Genomic DNA, 21,915 nt, shown 5'->3' with positions numbered 1-21,915 from the left:
TTTGCAACGCCCGGCGGCGCTGCGCTTGCACAGGCCTACAAAACGTAGGCCGGGTAAACGAAGTGCCACCCGGCATTCAATGGGCGCATCCGCGCCCATTTCATTCCAGCACCATGATGCAAGTTGCACTCAGGCAGCCAGGATTAGGCCGCTTGCATGATGATGTTTTTTAAGCAGGAGATAAAGAATGCTCGACACAAATATGAAAACCCAGCTCAAAGCCTACCTTGAGAAGCTGACCAAACCTGTTGAGCTGATTGCCACGCTGGATGACAGCGCTAAATCGGCAGAAATCAAGGAACTGCTGGCGGAAATTGCCGACCTGTCCGAAAAGGTCACTTTTAAGGAAGATAACGCGCTTGCGGTGCGTAAACCCTCTTTCCTGATCACCAACCCAGGTTCAACCCAGGGGCCGCGCTTTGCCGGTTCTCCGCTGGGACACGAATTTACCTCACTGGTGCTGGCCCTGCTGTGGACCGGCGGTCATCCGTCGAAAGAGGCCCTGGCGCTGCTTGAGCAGATCCGCGACCTCGACGGGGATTTTGAGTTTGAAACTTACTACTCGCTCTCCTGCCATAACTGCCCGGACGTAGTGCAGGCGCTGAACCTGATGGCGGTGCTGAACCCGCGCATCAAACACACCGCCATCGACGGTGGGGTGTTCCAGAACGAAATCACCGATCGTAACGTGATGGGCGTTCCGGCGGTATTTGTGAACGGTAAAGAGTTTGGTCAGGGTCGTATGACGCTGGCTGAAATCGTCGCTAAAGTGGATACCGGCGCTGAAAAACGTGCGGCAGAAGAGCTGAACAAGCGTGATGCCTATGATGTGCTGATCGTCGGTTCCGGCCCTGCGGGTGCGGCGGCTGCGGTTTACTCTGCCCGTAAAGGTATTCGCACCGGTCTGATGGGCGAACGCTTTGGCGGCCAGATACTGGATACAGTAGATATTGAAAACTACATCTCCGTACCTAAAACCGAAGGTCAGAAACTGGCTGGCGCCCTGAAAGCGCACGTCAGCGAATATGAAGTGGATGTGATCGACAGCCAGAGCGCCAGCAAACTGGTGCCTGCGGCGCAGGAAGGCGGCTTCCACGAGATTGAGACAGCGTCTGGTGCGGTGCTGAAAGCGCGCAGCGTCATCATTGCCACCGGTGCGAAATGGCGCAACATGAACGTGCCTGGCGAAGAGCAGTATCGCACCAAAGGGGTGACCTACTGCCCACACTGCGACGGCCCGCTGTTTAAAGGCAAACGCGTGGCGGTAATTGGTGGCGGTAACTCCGGTGTGGAAGCGGCCATCGACCTCGCCGGTATCGTGGAGCACGTTACGCTGCTGGAGTTTGCGCCGGAGATGAAAGCCGATCAGGTTCTGCAGGATAAAGTGCGCAGCCTGAACAACGTCGACATCATCCTGAACGCCCAGACCACTGAAGTGAAAGGTGACGGTAGCAAAGTGACCGGTCTTGAGTACCGCGACCGCGTGAGCGGCGATGTGCACAGCGTCGCATTGGCCGGGATCTTCGTTCAGATTGGTCTGCTGCCGAACACTACCTGGCTGGAAGGCGCCATTGAGCGTAACCGCATGGGCGAGATCATCATCGACGCCAAGTGTGAAACCAGCGTGAAGGGCGTATTTGCGGCGGGCGACTGCACCACCGTACCGTACAAGCAGATCATCATCGCCACCGGCGAAGGGGCGAAAGCGTCACTGAGCGCCTTTGATCATCTGATTCGTACCAAAACAGCATAAGAACGTAAGACAACACCTGCAATGTAAAGAGGCTACCCTGAGGTAGCCTCTTTTTTTTATCTCACGACCAGCACCGGCACAAAGGCGTGGCGGATCACGCTGGAGGCGTTCGACCCCAGCAGATGGGTGGAGATTGACGGGTTACGCGACCCGATCACCACGATATCTGCCTTCAGCTCGCTGGCCATCTCATTCACTACGTCACGCACATTACCAAAACAGACATGGGTTCTGAGTCGTGATGAGTCGATGCTGAAATGGCCGATCATGGTTTTTAACCGAGCTTGTGCTTCTTTTTCGATATGCTCTTCAAAGCGGCGCATGTCCGCGGCGAAGCGATGCAATCCGAAGGTGGCAGATCCCGGTAAAACATGCAGTAAGTGAATAATACCATCCTGTTGCGCCAGGAATTCAGCATGGCGAATCGCCTTGTCGCTCAATTCCATCTCAAAAACATCTACCGGCATAATAATCGTCTAGTACATAACCGTTTCTCCCTGTTTATTTACGATTAATCCATTCAAACACAAAATATAAGCAAATTCTGATAGCTGGCAGGCATTTTTTAATATCGTCCCGCTTGTAGCTGTTCTGCCGTCGCGCTTGCAGGCCAGGAATAATCCCAAAGCCGTGCATTTTCCCGGTATATCCCCGCTGATGGCTACCCTTTTAAGGTAAGCCCGCATTTTTTCTCTGAATCCGGAGGTCGAATGAAAGCATTGACGTATCATGGCCCACATAACGTTAAGGTTGAAACGGTACCCGATCCGGCCATCGAACAAGCTGACGATATTATCCTGCGCATCACCGCCACCGCGATCTGCGGTTCTGATCTGCACCTCTATCATGGGAAGATCCCGAAGGTGGAACATGGCGATATCTTCGGCCATGAGTTTATGGGGGAAGTGGTGGAGACCGGCCGAGAGGTGAAAAACCTCGCTAAGGGCGATCGCGTGGTGATCCCCTTTGTCATTGCCTGCGGCGACTGCTTTTTCTGCCGCATGCAGCATTATGCCGCCTGTGAAAATACCAACAGCGGGCGCGGTGCCTCCCTGAATAAAAAACAGATCCCACCTCCGGCTGCGCTTTTTGGCTATAGCCATCTTTACGGTGGTGTGCCCGGCGGCCAGGCGGAATATGTCCGCGTGCCAAAAGGCAACGTTGGCCCCTTTAAGGTGCCGCCGCTGCTGTCAGATGATAAGGCCCTGTTTATGTCGGACATCCTGCCCACTGCCTGGCAGGCCGCCAAAAATGCCCAGATCACTCAGGGCAGCAGCGTCGCGGTGTTTGGTGCCGGGCCAGTAGGCCTCCTGACCGTTGCCTGCGCACGTTACCTCGGGGCCGAGCAGATTTTTATCGTCGATCATCACGACTACCGACTGCGCTTCGCCCAGGATCGTTACGGCGCGATCCCGATTAACTTTGATCGCGACGACGATGCCGCAGAAAAAATCATTGAGCAGACCCGGGGACAGCGTGGGGTGGATGCTGTTATCGATGCGGTAGGTTTTGAGGCGAAAGGGAGCACCACCGAAACGGTGCTGACCAATCTCAAGCTCGAGGGCAGCAGCGGTAAAGCCCTGCGGCAGTGTATTGCTGCGGTACGACGCGGTGGGATCGTCAGCGTACCGGGCGTCTATGCCGGCTTTATTCATGGTTTCCTGTTTGGCGATGCCTTTGACAAAGGGCTCACCTTTAAAATGGGGCAGACTGACGTTCATGCCTGGCTGGGTGAACTGTTGCCGCTGATCGAGCAGGGGCTGCTCACGCCTGAAGAGATCGTCACCCATTATATGCCGTTTGAAGAGGCGGCTCGCGGGTATGAGATCTTTGATAAACGTCAGGAAGATTGCCGGAAAATTATTCTGGTGCCTGGTGCACAAAGCGCGGAAGTGGCAAAAGAGCGGGTCACGGGGCTGGTCAACCCTATGCCTGGCGGCGTGATCTGATCGCGGAAGGCCGGAAAGAGGATGCCCGGGCATCCTCTGGGTTAAGCGCGTAAACGCTTATTCAGATGGGCTTAGCGCAGGTATTCGCCTGCCGCTTCAGGCTGCCAGAGCAGTTCCAGCACCTCCAGATGCGTGGCGGTACCGCCTGGCAGTTCCCAGTGGATAGTGTCGCCGGTACGCAGGCCAATCAACGCGGCCCCCACCGGGGCCAGGACCGACAGTTGCGTGCTGCTGTCGGTCATCTGCGCCGGGTAGACCAGCGTGCGGGTACGCACTTCGCCAGTGGTCAGATCGCGGAATTTCACCTGGCTGTTCATGGTGACCACGTCGGACGGCATGTCCTGCGGGGCACACATCTGGGCACGATCCAGTTCAGCGTTCAGGGCATCTGCGACGGGCAGCGATGCAAAGGCCGGTTGCTCCAGCAGGCGGTCGATACGTTCAGCATCGAGTTCGTTAATGATAATGGTGGGTCTGGACATTATTTACTCCATGTCGTTAATGCTGCGACAACCGCAGAAGATGCCAAAAGAAAACCCTCGCCATCCGGTAGCGAGGGTTTAACGTTAACTGATAATACTGAGTCTGCGCCCGGGTTTGAAGTGATGGCTGTCACATTCATGGCGTGGATTGAGTTCCGGGCTGTCATCTGCCTCGATAGTATGAATTTTGTACGAAAAACGTGATCGTTCGTCGATTTGGATTATCCTTTTTATGCGCCCTTACAAAGTGAGCGCCGCTGATAAGCGTCGATAAACGACACATATTCATTCTTCATTTCATACGGATTGCGTTACGCTGATCCTCTTGGGGCAGGGGGATGAGCGAAGCGTAATCCGTGCCTGCCGGTTTACATTCCAAACCTGTTCAGAGAGCGCTATGTACTTTTATCAACCTTCCCAGGGACACGGCCTGCCGCACGATCCACTCAATGCCATTGTTGGCCCACGTCCGATTGGCTGGATTGCCTCGTGCGATCCTGAAGGACGGCCCAATCTGGCGCCCTACAGCTTCTTCAACTGTTTTAATTACCATCCGCCCATCATCGGTTTTGCCAGCACCGGCTGGAAGGACAGCGTGCGCAATATTGTCGAGACCGGGGAGATTGTCTGGAATCTCACCACCCGTGAGCTGGCCAGCGCCATGAATGAGACCTCTGCCAGCCTTGCGCATGGGGAGGATGAATTTTTACGTGCCGGGCTGACTAAAGCGGAGAGCCAGCTGGTGAAGGTGCCGCGCGTCGCCGAAAGTCCGGTCAATTTTGAGTGCCGCCTGTCCCAGTGTATCCAGTTGACTGCCGCCAGCGGCGCTTCGATCGATACCTGGCTGGTGCTGGGGGAAGTGGTGGGGATCCACATTGACGAAAACCTGCTGCAGGACGGGATCTATCAGACGGCGAAAGCGCAGCCGGTGCTGCGCGCCGGTGGCCCGACGGCGTACTTCGCCATTAGCGAGGATCAACGCTTTGATCTGGTCCGCCCGGACGCGCGAAAAGGGTAAGATCTCAGTAACCGATTTTGTCGATCACGAACTGTTTGCCACAGTTGCCCGGATGCGGCTGTGGCACAAATGAGGAGGTCGCCAGCGGGGCGTTGATGCTGGCCGCGGTGAGGGAAAGCTGTACTTCCGTGAGATAGGCCGGATTACCGCTGCAGCTGAGCTTGACAGCTTTCACCGTCGTCGGTCCCCAGCTTCTGGCGACGGCGGCGTCAAAGGCGCTGCGGGTGACGGTTTTGCCGTAGTTGGCCGCGAGGAACTGCCCCAAAGGGCTGGCTTTGACTTCCTGGTTCATGCGCACCATGGTGCCGAAATAGGCGTCGGGATCGAACCCAAAGCAGACGCCGTGTTTGGCATATTCGTAACGTTCGAGGCAGGAGTTGCCGCCTGCGCCGGGCATCACTTCGTTCAGCTTCGCGGCACCGGTCAGCGACAGGCCGGTCTCGGCGGCGTCGCATTTACGGCTGGCTTTTGCCTCCGGCATATTGGGAATAGGGCGGGTGGCACAGCCATAGCGAATCCAGCGGCGATCGTCGACGCCGCGGGCGGCGATAGATTTCGGCAAGCCCGGCCACAGGCCATGAACGGTGAGGATCGTCGTTTTGTCGTCACGCTCTTTTTGCAGGCGGCACTCATCTGGCGCTGCGCGGTTGCGGTCATGCAGGCTCTGGCAAAAACCAGATTGCCATGAGAGCGCCAGCACGTAGCGATCGAAATCCGCGTATTGCGTCGCCTGAAGCGGGGCGGCCTGCGCCGGGAAAGCGCACAGCGCAACTGCGGTGACGCTGACAGGCAAAACGAAATCCTTTCTGAACATGTCAATTCCTGATGGTTGAATGCAAAATATTGCTGGTGCTTATTAAAGCACAAAAAGCGCCCGCAGGCGCTTTATGCTGTGGCGTGGCTTAGCCCACGGCGGTGCCAGGCACCAGTACTTCCGTGGCAATAATCACGATAATCAGTCCAACCAGCACCGGAACCGAGGTGCGTTTTACCACTTCGAACGGCGAAATCTTCGCCATCCCGGCAACGGCAACCACCACACCGGAAACCGGGGAGATGGTGCGGCCCAGGTTGGAGGCTTGCAGCATCGGGATGGTGAGATAGGCCGGGTTAATACCGGACGAGTGCGCCAGTTTCGGGATCATCTCCACGAAGGCGTAGAACGGCGCATTACCGGAGCCGGTGGTCATCGCTGCCAGCATGGTCAGAACGACCAGCACCATCATCAGGATGATACTCGCTGAACCAAACGAGGTGGCGATGGAGATCAGGCTCTGGATAAAGCCGATAGTGCTCAGCCCCTGGGCAAAGACCCCAGCCGCGACCAGCAGCATCACCACCCCGGCGAAGGCATCCGCCATGCCGCGGTACGCCACTTCCAGGCCGCTAAAGACCTTCTGCGTATTGAAGCCGCGAACAAATTCCAGCAGCGCGGCAATCAGCATGCACAGCACCAGAATGGTGATGATATGCAGTTCCGGGCCCCACTTGCCGTCGAAAATCAGCACGCCGACGATGGGCGTAAACGGCAGAATGGCATAGAAGGAGGGGGCCGTGGTGGTGATTTCGCTGACGTCGAGGCGTTCGTGCGAGATGTTCTCTTTGTTATCGAGGTAGCGCTGCCAGAAGAAGTGCGCAATTGCCATGCCGATAATGGCGGCTATAGAGATTGGCAGGGTGGTTTTAAAGGCGAAATCGATCAGCGGCATCTCGGCGGCTTTAGCGGCCAGTACCACGTCACCGGAGGTGGGGGAGAGAATAATCGCTGCCGGAGAGGCACAGATGGCTGCCGCCGCGCCGCGGCTAATTCCCACGTTGACCATTACCGGGAACAGGGTTGCCATCAACAGTACGCCGAGGCCCGTCGCTGACGATACGGCCAGTGACATCAGGCAGGCGACAAAATAGGCGGCAATCATCAGCAGGTAAGGGGAGTTGATATAGCTCAGCGGCTTTGAGGCCAGCTTAACGACCATGTCGTTGGCGCCGATGTGGGTCATATAGGCGGCAAACCCACAGAGCATCATGATCATCATCCCCAGATCGCCACCGCGGCTCATCAGCAGGATTTTGATGTATTCAATGATATCGGTTGCGGTGTAACCGGTGCTGGTGGCGCTGGATGGCAGCACCTGGTGACCCATCAGGGCACTGACAATCAGCAGAGTCAGACCGCCGACAAACAGCACCCCGGTAGCGGAGTAACCTTTAATGATGTAGCGCGCGACGCCGACAATGACAACCACCCCGATCAGGAGCTCGATAAACGTTAGCATGGTTTCCTCTGTTTCCCGACGCCCCCAGAGCGAAGGATAAGTAGCAATGAAAATAAGGTGACAAAATGTGCCGAAATAATGGCCCGGTCTCGCTGACTAAAATCAATAAATCGGCTACTAGAGGGGCAATGTTTCCAATTTTGCTGTGGCCGGGCTCATTCTCTTCGCCGATGGTGCCTGCGCGTGTGCGCAAACGCGATTGTGGTACGAATGTTAAACCGTTATGAGGCTTGCGTCTGCGCTTTTTAAAATCGCTTGTCTAAAAGGTTTCACTGCCGGTTGCGCATAAATCGTCTCTGCTGTCGGAGAAAAAACAGCGGGTTCAGACTGTCGTAAAAATACCTTGGTTTAACGCGGGTAATAATATTTACGCTCGTTAGCTGGATCTTTAAAAATAATTGAATGTAATTGCAGGATTATTGTCTGTTGTGGCTTTTGGGTGTGCCGGGAAATAGAGCGCTCAGGAAAGCAATAGCGGAAAAGCGATATCAATGAAGGCTCTGCTGGAAGAGGCCGTTCTGCGTATGTGCACTGCTGCAACGACCGCTGCTCCCCTGTTGCGCTGCGATGCCGGGGCCGCAGCGGCTTACCGTGCTGCATTACCGATTTTAATTATCTCGGCGGTAAATAACCTGTCGTCTCAGTATTAGTTTTGCTTAATTGCTGTTTAATTAATATCAGGTGCAAGCTATTTTCAGGGTTTTTTTATGCGGCGTTAATGATTAATAAAGTAAAAGGGCATACCTCGCGAATATCAATGAGCATATTCTGTGCGCAAACATGCAGTGTATATATAATTGGTAATAATATCGTGAGAGTTGTTAATAAATTTATTTTAATTTTTTCTGTTATTTTGGCTGAGGTTTCTTTTTCTACTGTAGCGACTGCACAAGACGTAACGTCCTCCGACAGTTGGGTGAGCACCTTCACGAATAATGTAAAACAAACCTGGCAAAAGCCGCAGCATTACGATCTCTATGTGCCTGCCATAACCTGGCATGCCCGCTTCGCTTATGACAAAGAGAAGACCGATCGCCACAATGAGCGCCCCTGGGGGGCAGGGTTCGGGCAGTCACGCTGGGATGAAAAAGGTAACTGGCACGGCCTCTACATGATGGCCTTTAAGGATTCCTACAATAAGTGGGAGCCTGTAGCGGGTTACGGCTGGGAAAAAACCTGGCGTCCGCTATCGAATGATAAGGTCCATCTGGGGCTTGGCTATACCACTGGCGTGACGGCCCGCGATAACTGGAATTACATTCCCATTCCGGTGCTCTTGCCGCTGGCTTCTGTGGGATATGGCCCGGCAACCTTCCAGATGACCTACATCCCCGGCACCTATAACAACGGCAACGTTTACTTCGCCTGGATGCGGTTTCAGTTTTAACTGAAAAAACTTTACACACTGGTCATTTAATAGCCAGTTATTGAATAGTAAAGGATAAAAATTGGGGAGGAAAAATTAACGCGACTTTTGTCACTTTTCTTCAAAAAGCCACTGGACAAAACCGCTAACAATTGTTGTACTGATACCCGACACAGCATTTGTGTCCAATTTTCATGTAAAGGTAATTTTGATGTCTAAGATTAAAGGTAACGTTAAGTGGTTTAATGAGTCCAAAGGATTCGGTTTCATTACTCCGGAAGATGGCAGCAAAGACGTGTTCGTACACTTCTCTGCAATCCAGAGCAATGGTTTCAAAACTCTGGCTGAAGGTCAGCGCGTTGAGTTTGAAATCACTAACGGTGCCAAAGGCCCTTCTGCTGCTAACGTAATCGCTCTGTAATTCAGACGAGACAGCAAGAATTCCAAAACCCGCTCATTGAGCGGGTTTTTTTCGTTTCAGCTCAGCTAAACATGTACAGTTTCAGAAAGCTGGCGATAATCAGTACGCCCAGCATTACCGCCCCTGCGCTTGCCATTTTCTCTTTCATTCTCACGCCCTCTCAGTCAACCGCCTCAAGGGTGCCTGAGAAAAATTAAGCCAACATTAAGGGCCGCCTTTTTAATGCGCGTTAATCGCAGAAACTAACCAAAATGCGAGCGCGGTCATCATTAGCGAGCCCAGCAGATTGACCGCAATGTTCAGCAGCGCCCAGGCGGCGCGGCCATCCTGCAACAGGAACACCACTTCCGCCGAAAAGGTCGAGAACGTTGTGAGCCCGCCGCAGAAGCCGGTAGTGATCAATAATTTCCAGACCGGATCGATGTGGGTCATCCTGTTGAACCACGCCAGCCCCAGGCCAATGATAAAGGCACCCGTGAGATTCGCTGCCAGCGTGCCGAACGGGATTTGCTGATGCAGGGAGTTAAACCGCATGCTTAACAGCCAGCGCGCCACGCTTCCTGTGCCCCCACCGATAAAAACGGCTAAAAGTAGTTGAAACACGAACAATACCTGCTGTTTGATGTGTAAGGGCTATGAGTGTAACGCCGTTTGATGCAGGGGGAAAATATGTACGTTGCGGTTGGACAATTTGCAGTAACAGCGGACTGGCAAAAAAATGCCGGAACCTGCGTGTCGCTGATGGCGCAGGCGGCAGAGCAGGGGGCATCGCTGCTGGTGCTGCCCGAAGCGCTGCTGGCGCGCGATGATAACGATCCCGACCTCTCCGTAAAGTCCGCTCAGCCGCTCGACGGTGGCTTTATGACCCGGCTGCTGGAGGAGAGCGCGCATAATCACCTGACCACAGTACTGACCGTGCATGTTCCTTCAACCGCAGGCAGAGCGATTAACACCCTTGTCGCCCTGCGCGACGGCAGGATCGTTGCCCAGTACGCCAAACTTCATCTTTATGATGCGTTCAGTATTCAGGAATCCCGTCTGGTTGATGCGGGCTCGGTTGTGCCGCCGCTGATTGAGATCGACGGCATCCATCTGGGGCTGATGACCTGCTACGATTTGCGCTTCCCGGAGATGGCATTGAATCTGGCGCTGGCGGGAGCAGAAGTATTGGTTTTACCTGCGGCATGGGTCAGAGGGCCGCTCAAGGAGCACCACTGGTCAACGCTGCTGGCGGCCCGGGCGCTGGACACAACCTGCTATGTGATCGCAGCAGGCGAGTGCGGCAATAAGAACATCGGTCAGAGCCGCATTATCGACCCCCTGGGCGTGACCATTGCGGCCGCGGCTGAAGGCTCGGCACTGTTGCTGGCTGAAATCGACCGCAAGCGCATCACCCATGCGCGCCAGCAGTTGCCTGTCCTGCGCAACCGACGTTTCGCGCCACCGCAATTATTGTGAGTTTTTTAAACAACGCTTGATTCACCTTGTTACAGATTGCTATTGTGTGCGGGCGCTAAATGACCGTTAATACGGTCGGGTTTTTAAGGCGCGAAATGCAGCCTGTTTACGTCAAGAAGGTATCTATGGGTGAGATTAGTATTACCAAACTGCTGGTGGTAGCCGCACTGGTTGTCCTGCTGTTTGGTACCAAAAAATTACGTACGCTGGGCGGAGACCTGGGTGCTGCCATCAAAGGCTTTAAAAAGGCGATGAACGAAGATGATGCAACGGCGAAAAGAAGTGCCGATGCAGATATCGCTGCCGAGAAGCTCTCTCACAAAGAGTAACGGCAACGCGTTAAAGCGTTTGATAAAAAAAACCGGCTTGTAAGCCGGTTTTTTTATGGGTGAACTGTAAACTTTTGTGACGGGTTTACTTCACTTCTTCGCCTTTCGCCTGCATATCGGCGTGGTAAGAGGAACGAACGAACGGACCGCAGGCAGCATGGGTGAAGCCCATTGCCATCGCTTCGGCTTTCATCTCGTCAAACTCTTCCGGACTCACGTAACGCTGCACCGGCAGGTGGTGACGGCTTGGCTGCAGATACTGGCCCAACGTCAGCATGGTGACGCCATGACGACGCAGATCACGCATTACTTCAATGATCTCTTCGTTGGTTTCACCCAGACCGACCATCAGACCCGATTTTGTCGGGATATCCGGATGGGCTTCTTTAAAGCGCTCCAGCAACTTCAGTGACCAGTTGTAATCTGCACCCGGGCGCACCTGACGATAGAGGCGCGGTACGTTTTCCAGATTGTGGTTAAAGACATCTGGCGGGTTGGCATTGAGAATTTCCAGCGCGCGATCCATACGGCCACGGAAGTCCGGAACCAGGGTCTCAATCTTGATGGATGGGCTTTTCTCACGGATGGCAGTGATGCAATCAGCAAAGTGCTGAGCGCCGCCGTCGCGCAGATCGTCACGGTCGACGGAGGTGATAACCACATAGCGCAACGCCATATCAGCGATGGTCTGCGCCAGTTTCTGGGGTTCATTGGCGTCCGGGGCAACAGGACGTCCGTGGGCAACGTCGCAGAATGGGCAACGGCGGGTACAGATAGCGCCGAGGATCATGAAGGTCGCGGTGCCGTGGTTAAAACATTCAGCGAGGTTCGGGCAGGAGGCTTCTTCACAAACGGAGTGAAGGCCGTTTTTGCGCATCGCCGCTTTGATTCCCTGAATACGCGAAGAGTCCGCCGGAAGTTTGATTTTCATCCATGCCGGTTTTCTTAACAGCGCTTCGCGCTCCGTAGCCACGTTTTTAACCGGGATTAGGGCCATTTTATCGGCATCGCGGTATTTAACACCGCGTTCCATCACAATGGGTTTACTCATAGCGTGCGTCTTCCAGTTGCGAATATCGAAGGAAAGCGTTTCAATTCAAGGGAATGTTGTATTTATCAACTATTTTTGAACGAACGACAGGCAGTATATCATTGATACGGACGATAAAGCAGCCTGCCCGGTCGCCAAATTGTAAAATAGTTGTTGTTTTAAGCCTTTTGTGCGGCATAACCCGGTTTTACAGATAAGAGTGAGGCTCAAAAAGCCTGGCGGATGATAGTAATCATATTTTCAAGGACCGGATCCCGCAGGCTCAGCTTGTTGTAATACAGCGAGATTTCAACGGATTCAGCATTGAGCGGGGCAAAGGGGATCTGGTCCACCGGCCAGCAGTGACGAACCTGGTCAAACAGGCGCTCCGGGATGATGCCCAGCAGGTCGCTGCTGCCAATCAGCGCGGCAATGGTAAAAATATTGTAACTGCTAAAATTGACCAGACGTTCCGGGAAAATGTCATTAATGCGCTGGCGCAGCCCGTTGAGATTTTGACCCTCCATCAGCAGCAGCGTTTGCTCGTAGCGCTGGAGATTTTCAACCGTGGCAGGCTCGTGCAATGCCGGGTGATTTTTACGACAGACCAAAAGCAGCTTATCCGCAAAAAGTACATTACGGCTTAAGGCCCGGGCGTTCAGGGCGTTGCTGTCCACGATAAGGTCGGTCTGAAACTGGCTGAGCTGTGCCTCGGCGTCACTGACCGAGATATTACGCAGCATCAACTGTGGCGCGTGGGTCTTCACGGCATGGTAGATCATCGGCATCACCAGGGCGCCCACGGAGGGGGTCGTACCGATAGTGATGATGCGTTGCTTATCGTAGCTGCCGGTTAAATCCAGCGCGCCGAGAATGGATTCCAGCCCCTGGCTAATGTACTCATGCAGGTGGGTGGCATAGGCGGTAGGAGTTACACCCTGGCCTTTACTAATAAACAGGGGATCGGGAAAAATTGTCCGTAATTTTTGAATGGACTGACTAATTGCCGAGGGAGTGAGGTTCAGAATTTTCGCAGCATTAACGATCCCCTTATGAACATATACCGCCTCAAAAATCGTCAATAAGTTGAGATCGATATTACGTAAAGTCCGAAAAATTTGCGGTTTTGCATCACTTCCGGTTTCACTCAAGCGCTTTTCTGGAAGTTTATTATTATCCACGCTATCCCTCCGTATTTATTCACGATATAAATAATAGTTGAATTTAAATAATGTGCTTATTGATATGGGTAAACTGCTTAAAATAATTGGAGTTTTTTAAATTAACTCATTGAGTCGTATGATTTTTGTTCGGGCGTAATTGCGCCAGTTTGCTGGCCATGCCGACGCTGAAAAACAGGTGAAACGCGAATGTGCAGACGTGTTGCAGGCTTTTTGAAAATATAGAAATCAGGGATTGTTGTAAAGGATAAATGGTATGAAATAAGAATGGCTCATCAAATAAATGAGCCAGAAGGGGAAGAGAATTAAGCAGTAATATATTTGTGTGGTGGATTGTTTAGCAGTGCTAAAAAAGAGTTTACCAAATGTGGACGTGCAATCTCAGGCGTAATGTCCTCTACCCATTGACTCATTTGTGCCATTTCCATTCCCGCATAACCGCAAGGGTTAATGCGCTGGAAAGGTGAAAGATCCATATTGATGTTTAATGCCAGACCGTGAAAAGAGCACCCCTTACGAATGCGCAGACCGAGTGAACATATTTTCCTTTCACCGACATAGACGCCGGGGGCGTCCGCCCGCGGGTGGGCTTCAATATCAAATTCAGCCAGCGTGTTAACCACCGTCTGTTCCAGCAGCGTTACCAGTTCGCGCACGCCAAGCTTCCTGCGTTTCAGGTTGAGCAGAACATACATCACCTGCTGACCCGGCCCGTGATAGGTAATCTGCCCGCCACGATCGCTCTGGATAACCGGAATATCGCCAGGCATCAACAGATGCTCAGCTTTGCCTGCCTGGCCTTGGGTAAAGACGGGGGGATGCTCTACCAGCCAGATCTCATCCGGCGTGTTCTCGTCACGTTTGTCAGTAAATTCATGCATAGCCTGGGAGACAGGCTCATAGGGCTGCAGCCCAAGCTGGCGAACGAGAAGGGTGTCCTGATACAAAACGATCTCTCCGAACGAAGGAACAAACTGTAGCGGGGAGTATATCACAGAGGGGAAGCAGGTTACCCGGCGATGCGGGTAACCGAAAGGCGTTACAGCACCATACGAACGATATCGATATTGCCGAGCTCTTCGTACAGGGTCTCGACTTGTTCAATATGCGTCGCCGTGATGGTGATCGACACGGAGTGGTAGTTACCTTTGCTGCTTGGTTTCACCGTCGGAGAGTAGTCACCTGGCGCATGGCGCTGTACCACCTCAACCACCTGATCAACCAGCTCAGGCAACGCCTGCCCCATTACTTTGTAAGTAAAAGGAGTAGGGAATTCAAGCAGTTCGTTAAGTTTGGTTTTCATGGGAGCTCCGGCAGTACGTCAAAAAAATAATAACTCCCACATCAGGTGGGAGTTATCAGGTTACATAGTATATGGGGACAGAAATCACACTTTCAAGTGTTCAATTCTTAACCAAACCAGTGATGGAACATCAATTTAATGTAATCAATGATTTTGCCCAAGAAATTGCCTTCAGGGATTTCATCCAGCACCACCAGTGGGCGCTGATCGATGGTTTTACCATCGAGCTGGAAGTTGATGGTGCCGACAACCTGGTTTTTCTTCAGCGGAGCGTGCAGCTCGCTGGCGTTCAGCACATAGCTGGCCTTCAGGTCTTTCATGCGTCCACGAGGGATGGTCAGGTAGAGATCTTTATCGACACCCAGGGAGGCACGATCGTTATCCCCGAACCAGACCGGCTCAGAAGCAAACTCTTTACCTGCTTTCAGCGGATTCACGGTTTCGAAGAAGCGGAAGCCCCAAGTCAGCAGCTTCTTGCTCTCGGCCTCGCGTCCTTTAAAGGTACGACCGCCCATCACGGCAGAGATCAGGCGCATCTGGCCTTCAGTAGCAGAAGCGACCAGGTTATAACCGGCTTTTTCAGTGTGGCCAGTTTTGATGCCGTCAACGTTCAGGCTGTTGTCCCACAGCAAGCCGTTACGGTTGGTCTGACGAATACCGTTAAAGGTAAACTCTTTCTCTTTGTAGATGGTGTATTCGTTCGGTACGTCACGGATCAGCGCCTGACCAATCAGCGCCATATCGCGCGCAGAGCTGTACTGACCTTCAGCATCCAGGCCGTGAACCGTCTGGAAGTGGCTGTTTTTCAGACCCAGCGCGCTCACGTAGCTGTTCATCAGGCCGACGAAGGCATCCTGGCTGCCAGCGGCAAAGTCTGCCATCGCCACGCAGGCGTCGTTACCGGACTGCAGGTTGATGCCGCGGATCAGCTGAGAGACAGGAACCTGCATACCCGGTTTCAGGAACATCAAAGATGAGCCCTTAAATACCGGGTTGCCGGTGGCCCACGCATCGTTACCGATGGTGACCAGGTCGGTCTCTTTGAATTTTCCTGCTTTCATGGCCTGACCGATGACATAGCTGGTCATCATCTTGGTCAGGCTGGCCGGATCGCGTCGTGCATCAGCGTTCTGTTCAGCCAACACTTTGCCGGAGTTGTAGTCGATCAGGATGTAGGATTCCGCGTCGATCTGCGGAACGCCCGGGATCATGGTCTTGATATTCAGGTCATCGGCGTGAGCAACAGAGAGCGTGGCTGCGCAAAGCGCCGTAGTGAGCGCCATGCGCTGCATAAAACGAGCGGAGAAAGTGGTCTTCATGGTCAGAACAACGACATCCGTGATGGAATTAAAAAAAGTGCCTTACTATAGCAAATGCTATACAGGCAGGCATCCGACTTTCAGCATGAGAATGTGTATCAACATGACAAATACTGACAATTCGGATACCGCCGATTATCATTTTGCAACAGCAATAAACGATTGTAACTGCGCTTCATTCTGCAGGCGCTGCTGCAACGCAGCGGCTTCAGATTTGCTGGCAAACGGGCCTAACTGGATACGCCAGACTGCGCCATTTTGCTCAACGCGACCCGGAACGCCAAACTGCTGGCCGAGACGCTGCTGATACTGCTGCGCACGTGCCTGATCGCTGACTGCGCCAACCTGCACGACAAAGCCACCGGCCTGGGCAGGGGCGGAAACGGGGGCCGTAACCGGCGCCTGAGTCGGAGCGGAAACTGGCGCAGTGACCGGAGCCGTCTGGTTCACCGGCGCGGTAACAACCGGCTGTGGCGCTGGCGGTTCGCTGCCTTCCAGTACACCTGGCGCAAGCGTGGTGGGTGCGCCGAGGAAACCGCTGCTGCTCACCGGTGCGCCCATGGTGTCTTCGCTTTTCAGCGTATCGTTACTGATGGGGCGCACGTCACCCTGCGGCGCAGGTTCGGAAACGGACGACGCGCTACCCATACCGCCGCTCAGATCGGGACGCGCGGGCAGGGCATAAGTCTGTTTTGCCACGGTAGTACAGGCCATACCCGGGCCGGAGAGCGAGCCGTCCTGGGCGACAATAATCGGGTCGATCCGCACTTTGGTGTTGTTTGACGTGTTCAGGCGGTCGGCCGCGGCGCGCGAAAGCGAGATGACGCGATCGTTGCCGTAAGGGCCCCGGTCATTAATACGCACCACGATCATCCGGCCATTCGCCAGGTTGGTAATACGCGCATAGCTCGGGATCGGCAGGGTCGGATGCGCAGCCGTAAGCTGCATTGGATCAAACACTTCACCGGATGCGGTCAGGTTGCTTCCTGGCTCGGCATCATAAATAGCCGCCAGGCCTGCCTGACTGAAGCGGGAAAGATCCTGGACGATTTTGTAGCTTTTACCGTCTCGCTCGTAATCCTGGTTCGCGGTAGCGCTGAGCGGTTCAAAACGCGGATCGGCTCCGCTGATCTCAACCACCGGACCATTACATACTGCCGGCTGCGGCGGTGCGACGGTCGCTTGCTGCTGACCATCGTCACTTGTACAGGCTGCCAGTAAACTCACTGCGATGCAGATCCCAGACCACTGCTTACGCATTGCGTGCCCCTTATACGCTTTTTGACAACATTTTTCTGTGTGTATGGATCGACATGACGATCCCGAACCCGGCCATCAGAACAATCAGGGCCGAGCCTCCGTAACTCACCAGCGGAAGCGGTACGCCTACCACCGGCAGAATACCGCTCACCATACCAATATTTACGAAAACATAAACGAATAAAATCAACATCAAGCCACCGGCCATCACGCGGCCAAAGGTGGTTTGCGCCCGGGCGGCTATCCACAATCCACGCATGATCAACAGCAGGTAGAGCGCTAGCAGGATCAGAATCCCGACCAGCCCTAACTCTTCGGCCAGCACCGCGAAGATAAAGTCGGTGTGACGTTCAGGCAGGAACTCAAGCTGCGACTGTGTACCGTGCAGCCAACCCTTACCGCGCAGGCCGCCAGAGCCGATTGCAATCTTCGACTGTATTATATGATAGCCTGCCCCGAGCGGGTCGCTCTCCGGATCCAGCAGCATCATGACGCGCTGGCGCTGATAATCGTGCATCAGGAAGAACCACAGAATCGGGATAAAGGCGGCGACCAGCACCACTGCAATGCCGATTAGCCGCCAGCTCAGCCCGGAGAGGAACAGCACAAACAGGCCGGAGAGGGCGATCAGAATCGAGGTGCCGAGGTCTGGCTGCGCCGCTACCAGCAGCGTCGGCAGGAAAATCAGCACCAGCGCAATAGCGGTGTTTTTCAGCGACGGCGGGCAGACGTCACGGTTAATGAAGCGTGCCACCATCAACGGGACGGCGATTTTCGCAATCTCCGAGGGCTGGAAGCGCACAATACCGAGGTCGAGCCAGCGCTGCGCGCCTTTCGAAATCGCCCCGAACGCATCGACCGCCACCAGCAGGATAATACAGAAGATATAAAGATAGGGCGCCCAGCCTTCGTAGACGCGCGGCGGGATCTGCGCCATCACCACCATGATGATCAGACCCATGGTGATCTGGCCGATCTTGCGTTCGGTCATCCCGAGGTCCTGGCCGCTGGCGCTCCAGATGACCAGGGCGCTATAAACCAGCAGCGCCAGCAGGATCAGCAGCATGGCCGGGTCGATGTGGATCTTGTCCCACAGCGATTTTTTATTCGGATTATCCGTCACGATTATTGGTCCTCCGCGCCGGCGGCAGCCGGGCTCTCGCTCGGCAGGTCAGTGTTGTTGTCACCCAGCATAATGTGGTCGAGGATCTGGCGCATAATGGTGCCGACCGCCGGGCCGGCACCGCCGTTTTCCAGAATGATCGACACGGCAACCTGCGGGTTCTCATAAGGGGCAAACGCAATCATCAGCTTATGGTCACGCAGACGTTCAGCAATTTTGTGTGCGTTATAGGTTTCGTTCGCCTTCAGGCCGAAGACCTGCGCGGTACCGGATTTCGCCGCAATTTTGTACGGTGCGCCGGCAAAGTACTTATGCGCCGTCCCGTTCGCGCGGTTGGCGACGCCGTACATCCCGTCTTTGGCAATTTCCCAGTAACCGGAGTGAATGTCTCCCACCGGCGGTTCATGGGGCTGCGCCCACGGCACTTTTTTGCCATCTTCGACGGTGCTCATTAGCAGGTGCGGCACTTTCACCACCCCGTCGTTGATAAGGATCATCAGCGCTTTGTTCATCTGAATCGGTGTCGCGGTCCAGTAGCCCTGGCCGATACCTACCGGAATGGTGTCACCCTGATACCACGGCTTTTTAAAGCGTTTCAGCTTCCATTCGCGGGTTGGCATGTTACCGGAACGCTCTTCGGCCAGGTCGATACCGGTGTAATGGCCATAGCCAAATTTGCCCATCCATTCCGAGAGACGGTCGATCCCCATATCGTAGGCCACCTGGTAGAAGAAGGTATCCGCCGACTCCTCCAGCGATTTGGTGACGTTCAGATGCCCGTGACCCCACTTTTTCCAGTCACGGTAGCGTTTTTCAGAGCCCGGCAGCTGCCACCAGCCCGGGTCGAAGAGGCCGGTATTGCGGGTGATGACCCCGGCGCTCAGGGCAGAGACCGCCACGTACGGTTTCACCGTTGACGCAGGCGGATAAACCCCCTGGGTCGCGCGGTTGACCAGCGGCGTATTCGGGTCGTTGAGCAGGCCAGAATAGTCTTTGCTGGAGATGCCATCCACAAACAGGTTCGGGTCATAGCTTGGGGTTGATACCAGCGACAGAATGCTGCCGGTACGCGGATCAGTGACAATCACCGCCGCACGGCTGCCGGCCAGCAGGGTTTCGATATACTGCTGGAGTTTAAGATCCAGCGTCAGATAGATGTCATGTCCGGCCTGCGGCGGCACCTCTTTCAGCTGACGGATCACTCTTCCCCGGTTGTTAACTTCAACTTCTTCGTAACCGGTCTGGCCGTGGAGAACGTCTTCGTAATAACGCTCAATACCCAGCTTGCCGATATCGTGCGTTGCCGCATAGTTGGCGAGCTTGCCATCTTTATCCAGCCTGTCGACATCTTTATCGTTGATTTTAGAGACATAGCCGATAACGTGGGTCAGGGCAGAACCGTACGGATAGAAGCGACGCTTGTAGCCTTTAACTTCCACGCCGGGGAAGCGGTACTGGTTCACGGCGAAGCGGGCCACCTGCACCTCGGTGAGGTTGGTTTTGACCGGGATCGACGTAAAGCGGTGCGAACGCGAGCGCTCCTTTTTGAAGGCGGCGATATCGTCATCAGTGAGATCAACCACGCTGCGCAGTGCATCAAGCGTCTGCTGCACGTTATCGACCTTCTCCGGCATCATTTCAATCTGGTAGATGGTGCGGTTCAGCGCCAGCGGCGTACCGTTGCGGTCATAGATGATGCCGCGACTGGGGGCGATAGGAACAAGTTTGATGCGGTTTTCGTTGGAGCGGGTCTGGTAATCGGTAAAACGGACAATCTGCAGATTATAGAGGTTGGCGATCAGCACGCCAGTCAGCAGCAAAATCCCCAAAAAGGCGACCAGCGCCCGGCGCACAAACAGCGCGGACTCAGCCGTATAGTCGCGAAAAGAATTCTGTAGTTTCATCCGCTGCTTAATTTATCCAGGACTTAATCATTACTCACGGTGATAAGGGTGGTTGGTTGTGATGCTCCACGCGCGATAGAGGCTTTCAGCAACCAGAACCCGAACCAGCGGGTGGGGGAGCGTCAGCGCGGAGAGAGACCAACTCTGTTCTGCTGCCGCTTTGCAGGCGGGGGATAATCCCTCCGGTCCGCCAATCAACAGGCTGACGTCGCGACCGTCCTGTTTCCAGCGTTCCAGCTCAACCGCCAGTTGCGGCGTATCCCAGGGTTTGCCCGGAATATCGAGAGTGACGATGCGGTTTTTACCGGCAGCAGCCAGCATCTGCTCACCCTCTTTATCGAGAATACGTTTGATATCCGCGTTTTTACCGCGTTTGCCCGCGGGGATCTCCACCAGCTCGAACGGCATGTCTTTTGGAAAACGACGCAGATATTCAGTAAACCCCGTTTGTACCCAGTCGGGCATTTTTGTACCGACGGCTACCAGTTGCAGCTTCACGCATTAACCCCAGAGTTTTTCCAGTTCATACAGGCGACGGCTCTCTTCCTGCATGACGTGGACAATCACATCGCCAAGGTCAACAACGACCCAGTCAGCGGTGGCTTCGCCTTCAACGCCGAGCGGCATCATGCCGGCAGCGCGAGACTCCTGAACCACATGATCGGCGATGGAGGCAACATGGCGCGTAGAAGTGCCGGTGCAGATAATCATGCAATCGGTGATGCTTGATTTGCCCTGAACGTCGATGGCAATGATGTCCTGACCTTTCAGATCATCAATTTTGTCGATGACAAAATCCTGGAGTGCTTTACCCTGCAAGTTTTCCCCCTGGGAGAGTGAGATTGAACAACTATAAATTCGTAGCCAGACAGTATACCTGAACTGGCTGCAGTGTCGGGACAAATGTCACCGGACGGGCATGAGAAGGCGGGTATCATCCCACCCTCAGCCGAAGATTGCATCGCCATTTTTGTAAAACAGTTTTTGTAAAACAGTGCTGGCGGGAAGTCTGGCAGCGGAGGATATCAGCCTGGACGGGGGTGTCAATGGCGAGAGCGCGAATGGCGCGCTTTTTCTCCCGAGCGCCAGTCAGTTGCTGCTTTTCTGATACAACCCCTGCTGTTGAATATAACGCAACACCGGCATCGGTAACATCTCATCGCAGGGGAGACCCTGCTGCAGGCGCTGGCGGATAAGCGTGGCTGAAATATCAAACCAGGGCGTCTCCGCGAGGTAAATTTTGCCGGCAGGCTGGTTGTGCAGATCTTCAGATTGATAAGTGAGATGCTGCTCCAGCCAAAGCTGATGCTGCTCCTCTTTCATCGCCAGGGGATAGCCTGGCCGACGGCAGACGATTAAATGGCTGTTATCGAGGATTGTTTCGTACTGATACCAGCTCGGGAAATTAAGCAGCGAGTCCTGGCCGATAATAAAGGCCAGCGGTTTTTCCGGCCCCTGTTCGCGACGCCACTCCTCTAGCGTCTGCGCCGTATAGGAAGGGCTATCCCGGCGCAGCTCGCGCTCATCAAGAACAAACAGCGGTTTATCGGCGATCGCCAGCTCCAGCATCTGTTTGCGCTGGGCGGCGGTGGCCTCGGGCTGCGGGCGATGCGGCGGCACGTTATTCGGCATAATAGTGACACGCTGCAGGCCAATCTGGTTGGCCAGGATCTCGACCGGTTTCAGATGCCCATAGTGGATGGGGTCAAAGGTGCCGCCATAGAGTGCCTGTAGAGAATGCAT

General features: G+C 54.4%; 23 protein-coding genes. 7 read left to right on the top strand and 16 right to left on the bottom strand.

Features of this window, described 5'->3' with window-relative positions; genetic code table 11:
• Positions 1-187 precede the first annotated feature (187 nt).
• Positions 188-1,753 carry an alkyl hydroperoxide reductase subunit F gene (gene ahpF / locus DVA44_RS17630; protein WP_114387676.1) on the top strand — a complete coding sequence of 522 codons (1,566 nt, stop codon included), beginning with the start codon at positions 188-190 and terminating at the stop codon, positions 1,751-1,753.
• Positions 1,754-1,809: 56 nt separating this feature from the next.
• Here the strand turns inward: ahpF and uspG are convergent, their stop codons facing one another.
• The gene (gene uspG, locus DVA44_RS17625; protein WP_246843583.1) at positions 1,810-2,220 is read right to left on the bottom strand and encodes a universal stress protein UspG; all 411 of its coding nucleotides are present in this window, start codon (positions 2,218-2,220) and stop codon (positions 1,810-1,812) included.
• Between the two features lie 243 nt (positions 2,221-2,463).
• On the opposite strand from uspG, the gene DVA44_RS17620 reads away from it, so the two are divergent.
• On the top strand, positions 2,464-3,702 hold the full coding sequence (locus tag DVA44_RS17620; RefSeq protein ID WP_114315638.1) for a zinc-dependent alcohol dehydrogenase: 1,239 nt from the start codon (positions 2,464-2,466) through the stop codon (positions 3,700-3,702).
• A gap of 71 nt (positions 3,703-3,773) precedes the next feature.
• On the opposite strand, the gene rnk is transcribed toward DVA44_RS17620, so the two are convergent.
• Entirely contained in the window at positions 3,774-4,184 is a 411-nt protein-coding gene (rnk, locus tag DVA44_RS17615) for a nucleoside diphosphate kinase regulator (RefSeq protein ID WP_103178653.1), read from the bottom strand.
• A 397-nt stretch (positions 4,185-4,581) separates the two neighbouring features.
• Between rnk and DVA44_RS17610 the strand changes: the two genes are divergently transcribed.
• The gene (locus tag DVA44_RS17610; RefSeq protein WP_114387675.1) at positions 4,582-5,202 is read left to right on the top strand and encodes a flavin reductase family protein; all 621 of its coding nucleotides are present in this window, start codon (positions 4,582-4,584) and stop codon (positions 5,200-5,202) included.
• A gap of 4 nt (positions 5,203-5,206) precedes the next feature.
• Here DVA44_RS17610 and rna read toward each other — a convergent pair whose 3' ends face one another.
• Complete coding sequence (gene rna, locus DVA44_RS17605) at positions 5,207-6,016, bottom strand: ribonuclease I (protein WP_114387674.1); 810 nt, start codon at positions 6,014-6,016, stop codon at positions 5,207-5,209.
• An 88-nt stretch (positions 6,017-6,104) separates the two neighbouring features.
• Positions 6,105-7,478: an anaerobic C4-dicarboxylate transporter DcuC gene (gene dcuC / locus DVA44_RS17600; protein ID WP_114387673.1), complete on the bottom strand. Its 1,374-nt coding sequence runs from the start codon at positions 7,476-7,478 to the stop codon at positions 6,105-6,107.
• An 811-nt stretch (positions 7,479-8,289) separates the two neighbouring features.
• On the opposite strand from dcuC, the gene pagP reads away from it, so the two are divergent.
• Positions 8,290-8,865 carry a lipid IV(A) palmitoyltransferase PagP gene (gene pagP, locus DVA44_RS17595; RefSeq protein ID WP_370463891.1) on the top strand — a complete coding sequence of 192 codons (576 nt, stop codon included), beginning with the start codon at positions 8,290-8,292 and terminating at the stop codon, positions 8,863-8,865.
• Positions 8,866-9,055: 190 nt separating this feature from the next.
• Complete coding sequence (cspE, locus tag DVA44_RS17590; protein WP_002439184.1) at positions 9,056-9,265, top strand: transcription antiterminator/RNA stability regulator CspE; 210 nt, start codon at positions 9,056-9,058, stop codon at positions 9,263-9,265.
• Between the two features lie 219 nt (positions 9,266-9,484).
• Here the strand turns inward: cspE and crcB are convergent, their stop codons facing one another.
• A complete protein-coding gene (gene crcB, locus DVA44_RS17585; RefSeq protein ID WP_114315633.1) occupies positions 9,485-9,868 on the bottom strand; it encodes a fluoride efflux transporter CrcB in 384 nt (127 codons plus the stop codon).
• 66 nt (positions 9,869-9,934) lie between these two features.
• On the opposite strand from crcB, the gene DVA44_RS17580 reads away from it, so the two are divergent.
• Positions 9,935-10,723 (top strand): deaminated glutathione amidase, encoded by a 789-nt coding sequence (locus DVA44_RS17580; protein WP_114387671.1) that lies wholly within the window; start codon positions 9,935-9,937, stop codon positions 10,721-10,723.
• A 125-nt stretch (positions 10,724-10,848) separates the two neighbouring features.
• Positions 10,849-11,052 carry a twin-arginine translocase subunit TatE gene (tatE, locus tag DVA44_RS17575; RefSeq protein ID WP_103824199.1) on the top strand — a complete coding sequence of 68 codons (204 nt, stop codon included), beginning with the start codon at positions 10,849-10,851 and terminating at the stop codon, positions 11,050-11,052.
• Between the two features lie 85 nt (positions 11,053-11,137).
• On the opposite strand, the gene lipA is transcribed toward tatE, so the two are convergent.
• The 11 genes from lipA to nadD form a co-directional block, all read right to left on the bottom strand.
• The gene (gene lipA / locus DVA44_RS17570) at positions 11,138-12,103 is read right to left on the bottom strand and encodes a lipoyl synthase (protein WP_103824200.1); all 966 of its coding nucleotides are present in this window, start codon (positions 12,101-12,103) and stop codon (positions 11,138-11,140) included.
• A 206-nt stretch (positions 12,104-12,309) separates the two neighbouring features.
• Positions 12,310-13,263, bottom strand: a complete 954-nt coding sequence (locus DVA44_RS17565) for a YbeF family transcriptional regulator (protein WP_114387670.1) — start codon at positions 13,261-13,263, stop codon at positions 12,310-12,312.
• Positions 13,264-13,568: 305 nt separating this feature from the next.
• Complete coding sequence (gene lipB / locus DVA44_RS17560) at positions 13,569-14,210, bottom strand: lipoyl(octanoyl) transferase LipB (RefSeq protein ID WP_114315630.1); 642 nt, start codon at positions 14,208-14,210, stop codon at positions 13,569-13,571.
• A gap of 92 nt (positions 14,211-14,302) precedes the next feature.
• Positions 14,303-14,566, bottom strand: a complete 264-nt coding sequence (ybeD, locus tag DVA44_RS17555; protein WP_003022706.1) for a DUF493 family protein YbeD — start codon at positions 14,564-14,566, stop codon at positions 14,303-14,305.
• Positions 14,567-14,673: 107 nt separating this feature from the next.
• Positions 14,674-15,885, bottom strand: a complete 1,212-nt coding sequence (dacA, locus tag DVA44_RS17550; RefSeq protein ID WP_114387669.1) for a D-alanyl-D-alanine carboxypeptidase DacA — start codon at positions 15,883-15,885, stop codon at positions 14,674-14,676.
• 138 nt (positions 15,886-16,023) lie between these two features.
• Positions 16,024-17,145: an endolytic peptidoglycan transglycosylase RlpA gene (gene rlpA / locus DVA44_RS17545; protein WP_114387668.1), complete on the bottom strand. Its 1,122-nt coding sequence runs from the start codon at positions 17,143-17,145 to the stop codon at positions 16,024-16,026.
• A 10-nt stretch (positions 17,146-17,155) separates the two neighbouring features.
• Positions 17,156-18,268 (bottom strand): peptidoglycan glycosyltransferase MrdB, encoded by a 1,113-nt coding sequence (mrdB, locus tag DVA44_RS17540; protein ID WP_114387667.1) that lies wholly within the window; start codon positions 18,266-18,268, stop codon positions 17,156-17,158.
• A gap of 2 nt (positions 18,269-18,270) precedes the next feature.
• Positions 18,271-20,172 (bottom strand): peptidoglycan DD-transpeptidase MrdA, encoded by a 1,902-nt coding sequence (gene mrdA, locus DVA44_RS17535; RefSeq protein WP_103823599.1) that lies wholly within the window; start codon positions 20,170-20,172, stop codon positions 18,271-18,273.
• A 30-nt stretch (positions 20,173-20,202) separates the two neighbouring features.
• The gene (gene rlmH / locus DVA44_RS17530; RefSeq protein WP_103823598.1) at positions 20,203-20,670 is read right to left on the bottom strand and encodes a 23S rRNA (pseudouridine(1915)-N(3))-methyltransferase RlmH; all 468 of its coding nucleotides are present in this window, start codon (positions 20,668-20,670) and stop codon (positions 20,203-20,205) included.
• A 3-nt stretch (positions 20,671-20,673) separates the two neighbouring features.
• On the bottom strand, positions 20,674-20,991 hold the full coding sequence (gene rsfS, locus DVA44_RS17525; protein WP_103178668.1) for a ribosome silencing factor: 318 nt from the start codon (positions 20,989-20,991) through the stop codon (positions 20,674-20,676).
• A gap of 270 nt (positions 20,992-21,261) precedes the next feature.
• Complete coding sequence (gene nadD, locus DVA44_RS17515; protein ID WP_114387665.1) at positions 21,262-21,915, bottom strand: nicotinate-nucleotide adenylyltransferase; 654 nt, start codon at positions 21,913-21,915, stop codon at positions 21,262-21,264.

The organism is Leclercia sp. W17, assembly GCF_003336325.1.
GTDB lineage: Bacteria > Pseudomonadota > Gammaproteobacteria > Enterobacterales > Enterobacteriaceae > Enterobacter.
The sequence above is the reverse complement of the archived record's forward strand: the minus strand, read 5'-3'. Positions and strand labels throughout refer to the sequence as shown.

Coding starts and splice junctions, on each gene's coding strand:
- tatE (WP_103824199.1), top strand. CDS start 10,849: ATGGGTGAGATTAGTATTACCAAACTGCTGGTGGTAGCCGCACTGGTT.
- rnk (WP_103178653.1), bottom strand. CDS start 4,184: ATGTCCAGACCCACCATTATCATTAACGAACTCGATGCTGAACGTATC.
- DVA44_RS17610 (WP_114387675.1), top strand. CDS start 4,582: ATGTACTTTTATCAACCTTCCCAGGGACACGGCCTGCCGCACGATCCA.
- DVA44_RS17580 (WP_114387671.1), top strand. CDS start 9,935: ATGTACGTTGCGGTTGGACAATTTGCAGTAACAGCGGACTGGCAAAAA.
- ybeD (WP_003022706.1), bottom strand. CDS start 14,566: ATGAAAACCAAACTTAACGAACTGCTTGAATTCCCTACTCCTTTTACT.
- cspE (WP_002439184.1), top strand. CDS start 9,056: ATGTCTAAGATTAAAGGTAACGTTAAGTGGTTTAATGAGTCCAAAGGA.
- nadD (WP_114387665.1), bottom strand. CDS start 21,915: ATGCATTCTCTACAGGCACTCTATGGCGGCACCTTTGACCCCATCCAC.
- mrdA (WP_103823599.1), bottom strand. CDS start 20,172: ATGAAACTACAGAATTCTTTTCGCGACTATACGGCTGAGTCCGCGCTG.
- uspG (WP_246843583.1), bottom strand. CDS start 2,220: ATGCCGGTAGATGTTTTTGAGATGGAATTGAGCGACAAGGCGATTCGC.
- rna (WP_114387674.1), bottom strand. CDS start 6,016: ATGTTCAGAAAGGATTTCGTTTTGCCTGTCAGCGTCACCGCAGTTGCG.
- lipA (WP_103824200.1), bottom strand. CDS start 12,103: ATGAGTAAACCCATTGTGATGGAACGCGGTGTTAAATACCGCGATGCC.
- DVA44_RS17620 (WP_114315638.1), top strand. CDS start 2,464: ATGAAAGCATTGACGTATCATGGCCCACATAACGTTAAGGTTGAAACG.
- dcuC (WP_114387673.1), bottom strand. CDS start 7,478: ATGCTAACGTTTATCGAGCTCCTGATCGGGGTGGTTGTCATTGTCGGC.
- rlpA (WP_114387668.1), bottom strand. CDS start 17,145: ATGCGTAAGCAGTGGTCTGGGATCTGCATCGCAGTGAGTTTACTGGCA.
- dacA (WP_114387669.1), bottom strand. CDS start 15,885: ATGAAGACCACTTTCTCCGCTCGTTTTATGCAGCGCATGGCGCTCACT.
- ahpF (WP_114387676.1), top strand. CDS start 188: ATGCTCGACACAAATATGAAAACCCAGCTCAAAGCCTACCTTGAGAAG.